This is a genomic window from Caminibacter pacificus (assembly GCF_003752135.1).
Lineage (GTDB): Bacteria > Campylobacterota > Campylobacteria > Campylobacterales > Nautiliaceae > Caminibacter > Caminibacter pacificus.
The window spans coordinates 494624-510262 of record NZ_RJVK01000001.1; the positions used below are offsets into that span (position 1 = coordinate 494624).

Annotated in this window: 16 protein-coding genes; 3 read left to right on the forward strand and 13 right to left on the reverse strand. The window is 35.6% G+C overall.

Features of this window, described 5'->3' with window-relative positions; translation table 11 throughout:
• Both purL and EDC58_RS02595 read right to left on the reverse strand, forming a co-directional pair.
• Nucleotides 1–2214, reverse strand: a complete 2214-nt coding sequence (gene purL, locus EDC58_RS02590) for a phosphoribosylformylglycinamidine synthase subunit PurL (protein WP_170151109.1) — start codon at nucleotides 2212–2214, stop codon at nucleotides 1–3.
• A 38-nt stretch (nucleotides 2215–2252) separates the two neighbouring features.
• On the reverse strand, nucleotides 2253–3215 hold the full coding sequence (locus EDC58_RS02595) for a tetratricopeptide repeat protein (protein ID WP_123351939.1): 963 nt from the start codon (nucleotides 3213–3215) through the stop codon (nucleotides 2253–2255).
• Nucleotides 3216–3255: 40 nt separating this feature from the next.
• Here EDC58_RS02595 and dnaG point away from each other — a divergent pair, with 40 nt between their 5' ends.
• Both dnaG and EDC58_RS02605 read left to right on the forward strand, forming a co-directional pair.
• Nucleotides 3256–4881 carry a DNA primase gene (gene dnaG / locus EDC58_RS02600; RefSeq protein WP_123351940.1) on the forward strand — a complete coding sequence of 542 codons (1626 nt, stop codon included), beginning with the start codon at nucleotides 3256–3258 and terminating at the stop codon, nucleotides 4879–4881.
• Complete coding sequence (locus EDC58_RS02605; protein WP_123351941.1) at nucleotides 4859–5818, forward strand: argininosuccinate synthase domain-containing protein; 960 nt, start codon at nucleotides 4859–4861, stop codon at nucleotides 5816–5818. The genes dnaG and EDC58_RS02605 overlap by 23 nt, the downstream gene beginning before the upstream one ends.
• Here EDC58_RS02605 and mrdA read toward each other — a convergent pair whose 3' ends face one another.
• From mrdA to EDC58_RS02660, 11 genes are read right to left on the reverse strand one after another with little or no spacing between them, the layout of a single operon-like run.
• Nucleotides 5819–7594, reverse strand: coding sequence for a penicillin-binding protein 2 (gene mrdA, locus EDC58_RS02610; RefSeq protein WP_123351942.1), 1776 nt, complete (start codon nucleotides 7592–7594; stop codon nucleotides 5819–5821).
• Nucleotides 7579–7980 (reverse strand): hypothetical protein, encoded by a 402-nt coding sequence (locus tag EDC58_RS02615; RefSeq protein WP_136779800.1) that lies wholly within the window; start codon nucleotides 7978–7980, stop codon nucleotides 7579–7581. The genes mrdA and EDC58_RS02615 overlap by 16 nt, the downstream gene beginning before the upstream one ends.
• The gene (locus EDC58_RS02620; protein WP_123351944.1) at nucleotides 7947–8405 is read right to left on the reverse strand and encodes an N-acetyltransferase; all 459 of its coding nucleotides are present in this window, start codon (nucleotides 8403–8405) and stop codon (nucleotides 7947–7949) included. Before EDC58_RS02620 ends, EDC58_RS02615 begins: the two co-directional genes overlap by 34 nt.
• On the reverse strand, nucleotides 8377–8973 hold the full coding sequence (gene yihA / locus EDC58_RS02625) for a ribosome biogenesis GTP-binding protein YihA/YsxC (protein WP_123351945.1): 597 nt from the start codon (nucleotides 8971–8973) through the stop codon (nucleotides 8377–8379). Before yihA ends, EDC58_RS02620 begins: the two co-directional genes overlap by 29 nt.
• Entirely contained in the window at nucleotides 8970–9422 is a 453-nt protein-coding gene (lptA, locus tag EDC58_RS02630; RefSeq protein WP_123351946.1) for a lipopolysaccharide transport periplasmic protein LptA, read from the reverse strand. Before lptA ends, yihA begins: the two co-directional genes overlap by 4 nt.
• Nucleotides 9419–9871, reverse strand: a complete 453-nt coding sequence (locus EDC58_RS02635; protein WP_211325214.1) for a hypothetical protein — start codon at nucleotides 9869–9871, stop codon at nucleotides 9419–9421. Before EDC58_RS02635 ends, lptA begins: the two co-directional genes overlap by 4 nt.
• Nucleotides 9872–9906: 35 nt before the next feature.
• Nucleotides 9907–10398 carry a KdsC family phosphatase gene (locus EDC58_RS02640; RefSeq protein ID WP_123351948.1) on the reverse strand — a complete coding sequence of 164 codons (492 nt, stop codon included), beginning with the start codon at nucleotides 10396–10398 and terminating at the stop codon, nucleotides 9907–9909.
• Nucleotides 10398–10967, reverse strand: coding sequence for an imidazoleglycerol-phosphate dehydratase HisB (gene hisB, locus EDC58_RS02645; protein WP_123351949.1), 570 nt, complete (start codon nucleotides 10965–10967; stop codon nucleotides 10398–10400). Before hisB ends, EDC58_RS02640 begins: the two co-directional genes overlap by 1 nt.
• Nucleotides 10968–10969: 2 nt before the next feature.
• A complete protein-coding gene (locus EDC58_RS02650) occupies nucleotides 10970–11653 on the reverse strand; it encodes a septal ring lytic transglycosylase RlpA family protein (protein ID WP_123351950.1) in 684 nt (227 codons plus the stop codon).
• Nucleotides 11654–12988 carry a lytic transglycosylase domain-containing protein gene (locus tag EDC58_RS02655; RefSeq protein ID WP_123351951.1) on the reverse strand — a complete coding sequence of 445 codons (1335 nt, stop codon included), beginning with the start codon at nucleotides 12986–12988 and terminating at the stop codon, nucleotides 11654–11656.
• A complete protein-coding gene (locus EDC58_RS02660; RefSeq protein WP_123351952.1) occupies nucleotides 12985–13734 on the reverse strand; it encodes a TatD family hydrolase in 750 nt (249 codons plus the stop codon). Before EDC58_RS02660 ends, EDC58_RS02655 begins: the two co-directional genes overlap by 4 nt.
• 101 nt (nucleotides 13735–13835) lie before the next feature.
• Here EDC58_RS02660 and EDC58_RS02665 point away from each other — a divergent pair, with 101 nt between their 5' ends.
• A complete protein-coding gene (locus EDC58_RS02665) occupies nucleotides 13836–15152 on the forward strand; it encodes a malic enzyme-like NAD(P)-binding protein (protein WP_123351953.1) in 1317 nt (438 codons plus the stop codon).
• The last annotated feature ends 487 nt before the right edge of the window (nucleotides 15153–15639 follow it).

Below are 15639 nucleotides of genomic sequence, written 5' to 3' on the forward strand. Positions count from 1 at the left end.
TTACCCTTCCCAAATCGTATCTGCAAAATCTATTTCGTTTTTCATAATTTTAGGGAAAGTGTTGAAATAGATATCTTTAGCTTTGTCCAAATCAACCTCGACGTCGTTGATTTTGATTTTATCTCCGCCTATTTTTCCGATTTTTTCAAAATAGATACCTTTTTGTTTGCATAGCTCTTCAAAAGCTTTTTCGTTTTCAGGTGCGATTTCGACAAATGCCCTACTTAAACTCTCGGCAAAAATATCTTCTGGATTTTGTACTTTTACGTTGATATCAAGCCCTTTATTGCTTACACAAGCCCATTTATAAGCAGCCATTGCAAGACCGCCAGTGCTTATATCTTTTGCGCTTTCTATCAAATCGCTCTCTAAAACGTCCCAAAGTTTAAGTTCTTTTTCAAAATCCACTTCAGGATGTTCTCCCGCAACTTTTCCTCCGAATACTTTTAGATACAAGCTTCCTCCGAATTCAGGTTTTGTTTCTCCTAAAATATATAGAGTGTTTCCTTCTTTTTTAAGTTCGCTGCTTCTAAAATCATCACTCGCACCGACCATTGCAATTTCAGGAGTCGGATAAACACCCTCGCCTTCGTTTTCGTTATATAGCGATACGTTTCCGCTAACAACAGGCGTATTTAGAGCTTTACACGCTTGTTTGATTCCTTCGCACCCTTCTTTAAACTGCCACATAATTTCAGGATTTTCAGGGTTTCCGTAATTCAGACAATCGGTAATTGCAAGAGGTCTGATTTTTTTAACGGCGATGTTTCTTCCGGCTTCCATAACCGCAGCCGCTGCTCCTAAGCGAGGATTGATATAGTTAAATCTCGCGTTACAATCCGCACTCATACCAAGGTATCTTCCGTTTTCTTTCACTCTGATAACGGACCCGTCCACTCTTTTGGTATCGACCGTATTTGTTTGAACCATACTATCGTATTGCTCGTAAATCCAAGCTTTATCTACTATCTCACTCTCGCTCATAAGTTTTTCAAAAGCTTTTTGAGGGTCAATTTTCGGGATTTGAACGTTTTTGATTTCTTTTAGATATTCCGGCTCTTTTACGGGACGGCATAGTTCAGGCGCTTCTTCGGTAATAGGCGCTACCGGGATTTCGGCTACTTTTTCTCCGTGCCAGAAAAGCTCCACATTGCCAGTATCCGTAACTTCTCCGATAACTTCAGCATCAAGGTCGTATTTTTTGAAGATTTCGATAACTTTGTCTTCATATCCTTTTTTAGCACAAATAAGCATTCTCTCTTGAGATTCGCTAAGCATTAATTCATATGGATTCATACCCTCTTCTCTCATCGGCACTTTATCAAGATACATTTTTAATCCGCTACCGCTTTTACCTGCCATTTCAAAACTACTTGACGTTAAGCCGGCCGCTCCCATATCTTGAATACCTACGATATAATCTGTCTTAAACAATTCCAAACACGCTTCCATTAATAATTTTTCAGTAAAAGGGTCTCCCACTTGGACCGTCGGTCTTTGGTCTTCGTCTCCCTCTTTAAAACTATCACTACTCATAACAGCACCGCCAAGTCCGTCGCGTCCTGTTTTAGACCCTACGTAAATTACGGGATTTCCCACACCTTCGGCTTTTGCATAGAAAATCTCATCTTGAGGACAGATTCCAAGAGAAAAAGCGTTAACTAAAATATTTCCTTTATAGCACTCTTCAAATGCCGTTTCACCGCCAATTGTAGGCACTCCGATACAGTTTCCGTATCCTGCAATCCCGGCAACGACACCGCTTAGAAGATGTCTATGGAGTTTTGCGATTTCGTCGTTTCCTTTAATATGAGCGAATCTGATAGCGTTTAAATTCGCAACAGGTCTTGCTCCCATTGTGAAAATATCTCTTAATATCCCACCAACACCCGTAGCAGCACCTTGATAAGGTTCGATAAAACTCGGATGGTTATGAGATTCCATTTTAAAAACAGCCGCCATTCCGCCGCCGATATCGATAACTCCGGCATTTTCACCAGGTCCCTGAATAACCCAAGGAGCCTCTGTAGGAAATCCTTTTAAATAACATTTACTTGATTTATAAGAGCAGTGCTCACTCCACATCGCAGAAAAAATCCCGAGTTCCACAAGATTAGGTTCTCTTCCCAAAATCTTAACTATATGCTCATAATCCTCTTTTGTAAGTTTATGTTTTTCCAAAATTTCATCAAGCTGAGATTTATCAATTTCCATATATCCCATATCAGACCTTTTTTAATTGAATTTTACCATTAAAATTCAATATTCTCAATATTTTTCTTTTCGGCAAGTTTCGTTATCAGTTTTTGTGAGAAAAGTTCATGGCAGTTAGGACATCTCGTAGAATAAAGAGGAAAGACCTTTTTACAAGCGTTACAGATATATTCGAATTCAAGCTCACCTAAATTTTTAGGAATATATTTTAAAACTTCAAGCTCAAATGGCGCTTTAATATCGCATTTGGTTTCTTTTTTTGCGGCTAAAATATTACAAAACTTTTCGTTTTTAGGAATATCGTTCCTGTAAAAATATAAATCCAAATCCTCATAAACATCCAATACCTCATAAGCTTTTCGAGGGTCGTACTTAAAAAGATACGCAACATACTCACGTCTTACAAACGGATATTTTTTGTAGATATCTTCAAAACTCTCAAACCCTTTACAAAAGTCCTCTATATTACATCCGCCGTGAGTTATGAGCTTGATTAAAGCGTTGGCTTTCTCTTTTGGCAAATCGACCCCAAGCTCGTTAAATACATCCAAAACATCGACTATTTCTTTGTAATTGCCCAATTTTTCATCTATCCAAATAAGAAGTTTCAATGCCTCTTTGTCTCTTGGTTTTACTTTTAAAATATTATAAACCACCTTTTTGGATTTTTCCAAAAACCCGGCTTTAAAATACAAAAAAGCGATATTTCTCAAAATATCGATACTCTCATCGTTTTTGTTTATCCACAAATATATTTTCAAAGCCTTCTCATAATCTCCCGTCTTTTCATAAGCTTTAGCAAGAAGTAAAAGAGCGTTTTTGGAGGCTTTATCAAGTTTTAAATCCTCAATTTCGACATATTCGAAATCCAAAAGCAGTTTTTCAATCTCTTTTTGTCTGAAGTATTCCCGGATTCTACCTGCTATAAGAGTTACTATTACGCTTAAAAGTACAATAACGAAAAAAACTATTACACTAAAAAGCGGGTCTCTAAAATCCATTTTTCCCTCGATGTTTTTTAAAATTATAGTATAATTGCGTATGATTTCTAAAGCTTCTATCGAAAACCTAAAAAGTATAATTGATATCGTCGATGTTATCGGTAATTATCTGCAATTAAAAAAACAAGGCAGCAACTATACCGCACTTTGTCCTTTTCATGCCGAAAAAACACCTTCTTTTGTCGTAAGTCCCGCAAAACAGATATATCACTGCTTCGGATGCGGAGCAAGCGGTGATGCGATTAAATTCGTTATGGAAATAGAAAAACTAACCTACCCCGAAGCCATAGAAAAATTGGCTTCGATGTATAATTTCAAGCTCGAATATACAAAAGGCAATTTTTTACAAATAGATATCTTAGAAAAAGTAAACAACTTCTACAAAGGCGAGCTTTATAAAAATAATTTCGCACTAAAATACCTAAAAGATAGAGGACTTTTCGATTCCACCATAGAAAAATTCCAATTGGGATACGCTCCCGATTCAATTAAACAATTCAAATTCTTCAAAGACGCCAATCTAAACAAAAAAGAGCTTATATCTCTTGGTGTCTTATCGGAAAACGGAGAATATCCGAGACTCATCGAGAGGATAACATTTCCTATCTTTTCACAAAGCGGAAAGATTATAGCATTCGGGGGTAGGACTATCACAAACCACCCGGCAAAATACATCAACTTCACAAACACCAAAATATTCAACAAATCCAAAACGTTTTACGGGTTTAATTTCGCAAGAGAGCATATTTTAAGAAAAAAAGAGATGATTATCGTCGAGGGGTATATGGACGTTATTATGCTTCATCAAGCCGGAGTGGAAAACGCCGTAGCGACTCTGGGTACGGCTCTTACACCCGAACACTTGCCGATAATTCAAAAACTAAAACCAAAAGTCATAGTAGCATACGACAGCGACTCGGCAGGTATAAACGCAGCACTTAAAGCGTCAAAACTTCTATATTCGAAATTTTTTGAAGGTAGCGTTTGTCTTTTCCCAGAAGGCCTCGACCCGGCGGATGTCGTAAAAAGAGGCGAAGATTTAGAAAAATATTTTAAAGAGACTATTCCTTTTGATACTTTTATTATCGAATACACAATAAAAAAATACGACATCAAAAACCCGCTTCAAAAAAAAGCGGCGATTGACGAGCTAAGGGAATATATCGCAACGCTTGATGAGATATTAAAAGAGGATTTCGCTCTAAAAGCCTCGAGATATTTACAAATATCGCCTCAAAAACTGACTTCAAAATCAAAACCTCACACTCAAAATATCAACCTCAACAAAAAAATAGACGTCGCCGAAGCGAGTATTATAAAAACACTTTATGAAAACAAAGAGTGGATGGATGAGATAGTGGAATATTTAACTCCCGATATGTTTAAAACGCACCAAGAAGAGTTGCAGTTGGTTTATAAAGAGGACTTTGAAAATCCAAAACTCCTTGATATCGTGCTAAGAGATGATATAATTGTGCTCGATTACGAAAAACTCAAAAATCAAATAAGACTTATTTTAATCCCTTATTATCAACAAAAAATCATGATGTTAAAAAATGATTCGAAAATTGACAAACACGAAAAAATGCATCTTTTAAAAATATACAACCAAAAAATATCAGAACTTAAGAAAGGAAAATTAGTTGAAAGCTCTATCTCTTTTTAGCGGAGGACTTGACAGCGCTCTTGCCGTAAAAATCATACAAAACCAAGGTATCGAAGTTGAAGGAGTTTATGTAAATATAGGTTTTGAAGCCAATAAAGAAAAAATAAAAGACCTTCAAAAATTAGCCGATAATTTAGGCATCAAACTCACCGTAATAGACGCAGTAAACGAATATATCGAAAAAATTCTTTTTACTCCTCAATACGGATACGGAAAAAATATGAATCCGTGTATCGACTGCCACGCTTTTTTTATTAAAAAAGCTCTTGAATATATGGATAAAGCCGGAGCGAAATTTATAATAAGCGGTGAAGTGGTGGGCCAAAGACCTATGAGCCAAAGACTTCCGGCACTTAATGCCGTAAATAAACTCGCAAACGCAAACGGACTTGTTTTAAGACCTCTAAGCGCAAAACTTTTACCGCCTACCATTCCCGAACTCAAAGGCTGGGTGGATAGAGAAAAACTCTATGCAATCAGAGGTAGAGATAGAAAAATGCAACTTCAACTCGCAAAAGAGTTTAATTTGGAAGGTTTTGAATCTCCAAGCGGCGGATGTTTACTGACGGATATTAATTTTGCAAAAAGACTAAAAGATTATCACGAAACCTTACCGCTAACTCCGAATGAGATAGATTTGCTAAAAGTCGGAAGACATTTTAATGTCGAGGGAGTAAAAATCATAATCTCAAGAAATAAAGATGAAAACCCTTATTTCAAAGAGTATAAAGGCGAAATTTTTGAGATAATGAGAACAAACGGCTTTCCTGGACCTTTGGGAGCTATCTCCAAAAACGCAGACAAAAACATCAAACAAATCGCAGCAGATATGATGGTAAGCTACACCAAATTCGACGAAGGCGAGATAATTATCGCAGATGAAATTTACAAAGGTAAAAAAAGAGATAAAAAAGAGTGGGCGAAATATTTGGTTTGATTATTTTTTTATATATCCGTGGTCATATAGCCAGTTATAAATTTCACTAACGATTCCCCCGGCGGCACTCCCTCCGTGTCCTCCGTGCTCGATTAACACAGTAACAACAAACTGAGGATGTCTATAAGGCCCGTATGTAGTAAGCCACGCATGCGAGCGGTGAAAATATGCAAGTTCGTCTTCTCTTTTTCTTTTTTTAACCTCTTGCGGAATGGAATATACCTGAGCGGTACCCGTTTTTCCGGCGATTGTAATTTTTGTGTGTATATGTTTTGTAGCGGTACCTCCAGGTGCGTTACATACCATCCACATACCTCTTCTAACAAGCCTAAGAGCGTTTTTTTCTTTTTGGTTTAGTACGTCTTTTAAAACAGGTTTTGTTTCGTTATTGTCGATATATTTTACGACATAAGGTTTTGGAAGTTTTCCGGTTGCAATAAGAGCCGTATTTACTGCGACTTGCAAAGGCGTCGCAAGAAAATACCCCTGTCCGATTACGGCGTTCATCGTCTCACCGATAAACCAAGGCTGGTGAAATCTTCTTGCTTTCCACTCTTTATCCGGTACGATTCCGGATTTTTCATTAGGCAAATCTATACCCGTTTTGTGTCCGAAACCCATTTTTTTAAGATTACTTGCTATGTAGTTAATACCGAGTTTTAACCCTAACTGATAAAAATAGGTATCCACACTCTCTTTAATAGCCTTAAACACATCGGCTTTTCCATGCCCCCAAGGTCTCCAATCCCTAAACTTCCTATTACCTACCAAAATATATCCGGGACAATCGATTTTTTTCCAAGGATTCCATTTACCGCTTGCAATAGCTATTGCCGCTTCGGCAGGTTTTACGGTAGAACCCGGAGGATATAATCCGCTTACAGGTTTATTCAAAAGAGGATTGTATATGTTATGAGCAAGAGCGTTCCACTCTTTGAAGCTAATACCTTTTACAAACAGATTGTTGTCATAACTCGGGTAAGTAACAAGCGCCAAAACCTCACCGTTCGTACGCATTACGACAACAGCGCCTTTTTTATCCTCTTTTTTTAGCAATTCGTATATGAATTTTTGTAAATCCGAATCGATACTTAATTTTAGCGTATGAGAAATCGGTGCTTTTGTTTCGGTAACTTTTAAAACGTTATTTCTTGCATTGACTATCTCTTTTTTATACCCGAGCTCTCCTTGCAAAATATCGTCATAATATCTCTCAACTCCTCTTTTCCCCGAAATTTGCGTATATTCGATTACAGGGTTTCTTTGTAAATCTTTAACATTCGCTCTTGAGACATATCCTAAGACGTTTGAGAGATAAATTTTTTGAGGATATTTTCTAAGATACGTCGGAGTAATTTCTATATTATCGTCAAGTGACAAAAACGGCTCGATTTTATATACCAAATCTTCTTTTAGATACTTTAAAACGGTAATAGGCTTATGATTATATGGAGAGTTTTGCTTTTGATACTCTTTATACATTTTCGTCATATTCGCATCGGTCAAATCCGCGATTGAGCTTAACGTTTGATTTAGCTCTTTACCTTTTAAATGAGGTTTTATCTTTATATCGAATCTTAGCTCGTTAATTGCTATAGGTTTTCCGTTTCTATCAAATATTACGCCTCTAACGGCAGGAATATAGACCGTTTTTTCAAAGTTTTTTTGAGAAAGTTTTGTATATTTCTCATTTGAGAGTACACTCAAGTCATAAACCCTATAAATCAAAAGAGAATAAAAAACAAAAATTATAAACAAAATTATTTTGGTTCGCATTTAAATACCTTGGCTAAAACTGAATCAAACATATAATTAAAAAGCAAATATATTGCTATAAATTTATTAAATGGAAAATAAACAAAAGAAAAAAGTAAATAAATTACGAAAATCCCTACGAAATTTTGATATTGCTTATCAATATATGCCGCAATTCTTTCATGAATAAAAAATCTATACACGAAAAAAATAAATGCCAAATAAATTACCGGATATTTATGTAAAACGGCAAAAAGAGTCAAATAAAAAGCCGCTATAAAGACATTTTCGCAAAAAAAGACAAACCCTATTAAAAGCGGAAAAAGATAATTACTGCTATTTAACAATAAAACCGCAATTAAAACTATAAGTTTTATAAATACGTAATAAGCGCTATTTCGTTGCAATTTGGAAAAAATTTGCATTTTATACAATCCGCCCATATTTTTTTTTCGGGAATTTCCTCTTTTTGTATTTCATTAAATCCCAATTTTTCAAAAAATTCTTTTTTATAAGTCAAAACCAAAACCTCTTTTAGTTTTAAAGATTTCGCTTCTTCAAGAAGTGAATTTACAAGCTTTTTTCCAATACCTTGACCTTGATATTTCTCATTAACCGCCAAAGAGCGAATTTCTCCCAAAAACGGAGAATAAATATGTAACGCTCCTACGGCTATAGGTTGTTTATCGTCAAAAACAAGCTGATAAGAGCGAATATTCATCGCTATTTCGTCTTCGTCTCTATTTAATATTATCCCTTCTTCAACATATGGTTTTAATACTCTTTGAATATCGATTATATTATCAAGAGTCGGTTTTACTATCTTTATCATATTCACCCCACAATATTTCGTTAATTTTTTTTCTTACTTGGTCTATTCCTCTTTTTTTAAGATTCGAGACAAAAAGCGCATTAGGATATTTTTGTTTTAATTTTGCAAGTTCGCTTTGTTTTAATTTGTCGATTTTAGTAAAAACAGTGAGCAATTGTTGGTCTTTTCTCATAAAAGATTTCAAATACTCATCAACGTTATTATCGATATCCAAATCGGGATGTCTTGCGTCTCTTAGGTGGATGAAAAGTTTGATATTGAATCTGTTTTTCAAAAACTCATCAAGATTTTTGCCCCAATCTTTAAGCATGGATTTGCTAACTTTCGCATACCCGAATCCAGGCAAATCCACAAGCACGTATTTTTTCCCCTCGTCTTCCACTTCAAAAAAGTTAATAAGTTTTGTTTTTCCGGGAGTTTGAGAAACTTTGGCTATTTTTTGATTGGTAAAAGTATTTAAAAAGCTGCTTTTACCCACATTACTTCTACCAAGCAATGCAACTTCGACGAAATTAGGCTCGATCGCTTCTTTTATCGTAGGCGCCGATTTAATAAACTTCACTTTCATTGATTCACCTTTATGATTATATTTACCGGTTTGTTTTTATTTCCTAAAACTTCGATATTTTTTGTAATTCTATTGATTTTAATCCTATCACCGCTAATACTTTCGTTCGTTTCTATTTTTTTGATAAAAGCGTTTCCGATAAGGAGGATATCTCCTGTTTTTATGTAATAAAAAAGTTTATCGCACTTTCCGCTATACGTAGAATTGTTATCCATAGATATTTTAAATTTAACATTGCCAATCGCTTCAATTTTTACCGGTTTTTTATCTTTATTAAAAAACACGGTCAATTTATCGGCGAAAATATTATCATTGTCTTTTACAGCTTTTACATTACCGATAAAAACTGAAGTCATTGCTTTTGAGTTATAATAAAACTGCTTACTTGTAATTTTCAATTCGCTTGCAAATAAGATGACGGTTAATAGTAAAAATATCAATTTTTTCATTTTTTGACCTTTAAAAAGTATGTAATATCATCGGCTTTTATGTTTTTATTTTTATCTACTATGAAATTAACGCCGAATCCCTTAAAACTTTGCGCTTGAAAAGCGAACTTTTCGCCTTTTAATATCGAGGTTTGAGTATTATATATACCCTTGTCGGTTGTCAGATTATACTCTTTGCTAACGAATTTTACATCCAATCCTTTTAAAACGGGCTTTTTATAAAAGGCTTTTTTTAAAAAAATTTTCTCCTCATTGCGTAAATTATTCAAAAAAACATCTCTTCCGAAATAATTAGTCTTATTTACTATAAATTCTTTAAACGAACCGCTTTTTGTAAGGTTCGGTTCGTACTCGTAAAATTTTCCGTTTTTCAATACAACGGGAGGAAGAGAAGTGTTGTATTCTTTTATTTTTTTAAAATTTCTACTCTCGAAAATCGGATATATCATTATACCCGCCAAAAGTAAAACAAAGATTAATATCTTCACCATAACGCGATAAATTTATTAAATAGATTTTCTTCTTTTAAAAGTATCTCTATCATCTCGGCAACAGCTCCCTCTCCTCCTTTTTTCGTAAGAGGATACTCGACATAATCATAAACAAAAGCGCTTGCATCCGCCGGCGCGAATGTTTTGCTAACAAGTCTCATCATAGACAAATCGTTCATATCATCACCTATAACAGCTACGTTACAAAAATCAATTCCGAGTTCGTTTATTATCTCTTTTAGCACTTCGGCTTTATTTCTAACTCCCTGTTTTACATACGTAATATCAAGTTCTTTCGCTCTTCTTTCGACTATTTTTGAAGTTCTACCGGTAATTATCGCACTTTTTTTACCAAGAGTGTTCCATGATTTTATCATCAGACCGTCTTTAATATTAAAAGCCTTAATCTCATCACCTTCGTTGGAATAATAAATTTTTCCATCGGTCAATGTCCCGTCGACATCGATTACGATTAGCTCTATCATTATAAAACTCCCTTAGTCGACGGAATTCCGCTTTCTCTATAGCTTAAAGCTCTTCTTAAAGCGACCGCAAAAGATTTAAACGCACTCTCGACAATATGGTGTTTATTCGTACCTCTTTTATAAACTATATGAGCTGCGATTTTGAAATTAAATACAAGAGATTTAAAAAACTCCTCCACAAGCTCCAAATCAAACTCTCTAATAGCTCCCTCTCTTGGCATTTCATAAACAAGATAAGGTCTTCCGCCTATATCCAAATCAACCTCAACAGCCGCTTCATCCAAAATCGCTACCGCATTTGCAAATCTTTCGATATTTTTGATTGGAAAAACTTCCTCATAAAGAGCTTGCCCAAGAGCTATCCCCACATCTTCTACGGTATGATGAAAATCGACATCAATATCTCCGTCGCAAAAAATCTCCATATCTATTCCGCTGTGTTTTGCCAAAGTCTCAAGCATATGATCGAAAAAACCAACACCGGTAGATATATTCGCTTTGCCGCTTCCTTGAATATCCACTTTTATTTCAATTTTCGTCTCTTTTGTTTCTCTTTTTATTTCAGTCATTTTCACTCTCCTACGATAAATCCGTTTATTCCGTGTGATAATTTGAATTTTTTAGCTTCTTGATACGTTTTGAAGCCCGTAATATAAACTTTATAAAGCATATTTCTTTTTATTACAGCAGTATTATATCCTAATTTTTGGTATTTTTTCGCTACTTTCCAAGCTCCGTTTTTATTCATAAAAGCGCCCACTTGCAGCATATACCCGCTAACATAATTTTTACCTTTAAACTTAATCACCGTAATTTTTACAGGAGCCGTTCCCGTAACGTCAAGACCGATTTTTTTTCCGGCCGCATAGCTTAAATCGATAATTCTTCCTTTTACAAAAGGTCCTCTGTCGTTTATTCTGACAATAACGCTTTTATGGTTTCTTAGATTGGTGACTTTAACTATCGTATTCATCGGAAGCGTCTTATGAGCCGCCGTATAAGCGTACATATTATATACTTCGCCGTTACTTGTGTATCTTCCGTGAAAATTAGGCCCGTACCAGCTTGCTATTCCCGTTTGTGTCCAACCGATAGGAACCCTATTCATAGGATAATACATTTTCCCGTTTACGGAATAAGGTTTTTTCGTGCCTTCTTTTACTCCGGGTACGTTATAAACCTCGGTATGATAAGCTTTTTGAGCACATCCCGTAAAAAACACAACCGCCGCTAAAAAAAGTATATTTTTTTTCATTTAATACCTTTGTGGAATTTTTAATATTTGTCCTACTCTGATAACGGTTGATTTTAAATCGTTTAATTTCATGATTTTTTTATAAGAAATATTGAATCTTCTTGCAATTCCCGCCAAAGAATCTCCGTTTCTAACTCTATATTTTACGAATTTGGAATTCATAGGAATTACCAGCCTTTGTCCGACTCTTAAATATCTTCCGAGTCTGTTATAATCTCTGATATATCTTATTTTCGTATCGAATTTACGAGCTATTTTCAGTAAAGTGTCCCCTTTTTTAACTTTATACACGTAAAAAAAGTGTTTCGGTTTAAAATGTTCTTTGAAATAAGCAATTTTTTTATATGGAATATAAATGTAATATTTATACGGCGGAGTAAATGAATTTTTCAGATGTAAATTATGCTCTCTAAGCTCCTTATAACTCATATGCAAAAGTTTTGCAACATAAAAAAGAGACGTACCTCCGGGCACGGTAACCTTATCAAAAGAAGGAGTAACTCCGCTATTTAAAATATAAGAATTCGAATATTTTAAAAATTCGTCGTTATTAAATAAAAAAGACATAGCAAGGATTTTTATTATATATTTTCTCGTCTCTTTTGGAAGATATTGCCTTTTTAATCCCGGCTGATATCTCAATAAATCATCAAGCGTAATGTGTATATGCGAAAGTTTTTTATATAACTTGTACAGAGGTAAATATGCTCTGCTTCCTTTTTGCTGATATTCTCTTATTATTTTTCTGTATTTTTTAATATCCGGGTCGTTTTTGCAACTTTTCCCCTCTATTTTGCAAAGTTTATCGACTTTTGCCCTTACAACAGCCTCGACTACTCTAGCTTCTCCGGCATTATAAGCCATAATCGCCAAATACCATTTTCCGAAATAGTCATGCAAATATTTAAGATAATCGATTGCGGCTTGAGTCGATTTGATAGGGTCAAGCCTTTCATCCACATATGAATCTATCCTAAGACCGAATCTCTTAGCGGTTTTTGGCATAAATTGCCAAAGGCCTCTTGCTCTTTTATGAGATTTTGCATCAAGCATAAAATAACTCTCGGCCATTGCCACGGCAATGAGTTCGGGGGGAATATTTGATTTTTGAATACTTTTTCTGATTATCGGCAAAATATCGTATCCGTTTTCAAGTATATTTAGAAAATATCGCTTTTTTCTGTAAGCATACTCTTTGTATTGTTTTTGAAGGGTAGGATTTAATAAAAAACTATCTTCAATATTCAAAGCCTCCAAAACATTAATATTCGAATCGTTCACAACATCCGCACGTAAAATTAAAAAAACAAAGAAAATTAAAAAAAGCTTTTTCATATTTTAAAAAGCCTTTTTGCGTTTTGTGTCGTAATCTCTTCGACTTCTTGAGGAGTAACTCCCCAAAGCTCTGCGATTTTATCTCTTATATAAATAGTATAGTAAGGTTCGTTTCTTTTTCCTCTGTGCGGATGAGGAGTAAGGTACGGCGCGTCCGTTTCTATAATAACCCTGTCTTTTGGAATTTTAGGAAAAACTTCGAGAAGTTTTCTCGCGTTTTTAAAAGTAATGACTCCGCCTATTCCGTAATAAAATCTATCGCTGAATTTCAAAAGATGATGAGCCGCGTTATAGCAATGAAAAACACCTTTTATATCCGGATGAGCTTCGATAACTTTTACGCTATCTTCGGTAGCGTCTCTAATATGGACGATGATAGGTTTATTATATTCTTTTGCGATTTCTATTTGTCTATGAAAAAGCTCTATTTGTTTTTGGCGTTTTTCGGGCTCTTTTACCCAGTGATAATCAAGCCCTATTTCACCCACCGCAACACATTTCGGGTGTGTGATAAAGCAAGTAATAAGTTTTTCGTCGTATTTGTCAATATCGACCGGATGAAACCCTACGGCAAAATATACGTCTTCGTAATTTTGAGCGAGTTCTATCGCTCTTGGCAAATCTTTCGGGTCCGCCGCAGGGATTATAAACTTCTCCACTCCGGCATCTTTGGCACGCCTGATAACCTCATCGACATCATCGATAAATTTTTCGTTATCCAAGTGCGTATGAGTATCTATTATCATTTATCTCCTTTACTTTTAGTAACACTTTTAGGTAAAAAAACTCCCTATCTTGTAAAGATTCGTAACTTTTAAATATAATTGTAACAAAAAAAGGAGCTGTAATGGCAAACAAACCTACTTTCACTAAAGAAGAAGCATTAGAATACCATGCAAAGCCGGTCCCTGGTAAAATCGCTATCGAAGTAACAAAACCGGTAAGAGATAGTAGAGACTTATCAATCGCTTACTCACCTGGTGTTGCTATTCCTTGTCTTGAAATCGACAAAGACGAAGAACTTGCATACACTTACACAAACAAAGCTAACCTTGTAGCTGTAGTATCTGATTCTACTGCGGTATTAGGACTTGGTACTCTTAAACCTGTAGCTGGTAAACCTGTTATGGAAGGTAAAGCGGTACTATTCAAAAAATTCGCATTTATCGATGCTTATGACATTATGTTAAAAGAAAGAGACCCTGACAAAATCGTAGAAATCGTTGAAGCAATTTCTCCGACATTCGGTGGTATCAACCTTGAAGACATTAAAGCGCCTAAATGTTTCGACATCGAAAAAAACGCTCAAGCAAGATGTGATATTCCTGTATTCCACGACGACCAACACGGAACTGCTATTATCTCTTCTGCGGCTATTATCAACTGGTGTAAACTTGAAGGTAAAAAACTTGAAGACCTTAGAGTTGTAGTAATCGGTGCTGGTGCTGCCGGACTTGCAGCGGCTGAAATGTATAAGGCTCTCGGAATCAAAAATATGGTTCTAACTGATAGTAGAGGTCCTGTAACTACAAAAAGAGACGACCTAAACAAATATAAACAACCTTGGGCGGTTGACGAAGACCTTGAAACACTGGCTGACGCACTAAAAGGTGCCGATGTTGTAGTAGGTAACTCAGTAGCGAATTGTATTACTCAAGATATGGTTAAAACACTTGCACCAAACGCACTACTTCTAACTCTTGCAAACCCGGATCCTGAAATCAAACCTGAACTTGCTCTGGAAGTAAGACCTGACCTTTACATCGGTACAGGTAGAAGTGACTACCCTAACCAAGTAAATAACGTTTTAGGATTCCCGTTCATCTTCAGAGGTGCGCTTGATACTCACGCAAAAGCAGTAAATATGGAAATGAAAATCGCAGCTGCTTACGCACTTGCCGACCTTGCTGAAAAACCTGTTCCACAATACGTAAAAGACGCTTATGGTGGAGCGGACTTAAAATTTGGAAAAGATTACATCCTTCCAAAACCATTCGATAGAAGAGTATTCGTTGACGAATCTGTAGCGGTTGCAAGAGCTGCGCTTGAGAGCGGTGTTGCGAGAATTAAAGTTGATGATATCGATAAATGGGTAGAAGGATACAAACAACACCTAATCAATATGCTAAAAGAAAAAGAAGGTATCGATTACGACGCAAAATAATCCTCTTTTTCTTCTTTTTTTTACATTTCGCCTATCATCATAAATCCACCTAATACCCAACACCTATTGCCTTACACCTAAAACCTATTACCTTATGCCTATTAACATTACCCAATCCGAAACCTATCACCTAACACCTGTAACCAAAACCCTAATACTTAACACCTTACACCCATCACCCAACACTTATACCTAAAACCTTATACCATCACTTACATATAACCCAATACCAATCATCCGATATCTCAACTTGACAAAAATTACATATAACCTATCTTCAAATGCTTAACAACCAATACCCATTACCCAAGACCAATACCTAACACCCTACACCCAAAACATAAAATCCAATACCTATTACCTTTTACCTACCACCCAAAACACTACACCTAAAACCCAATACCTGTTACCCAACACCTTAAACCTAAAACCTAACACTCAACACCTTAAACCCAATACCTGTTACCAAATCCCCCAACACCTCCAT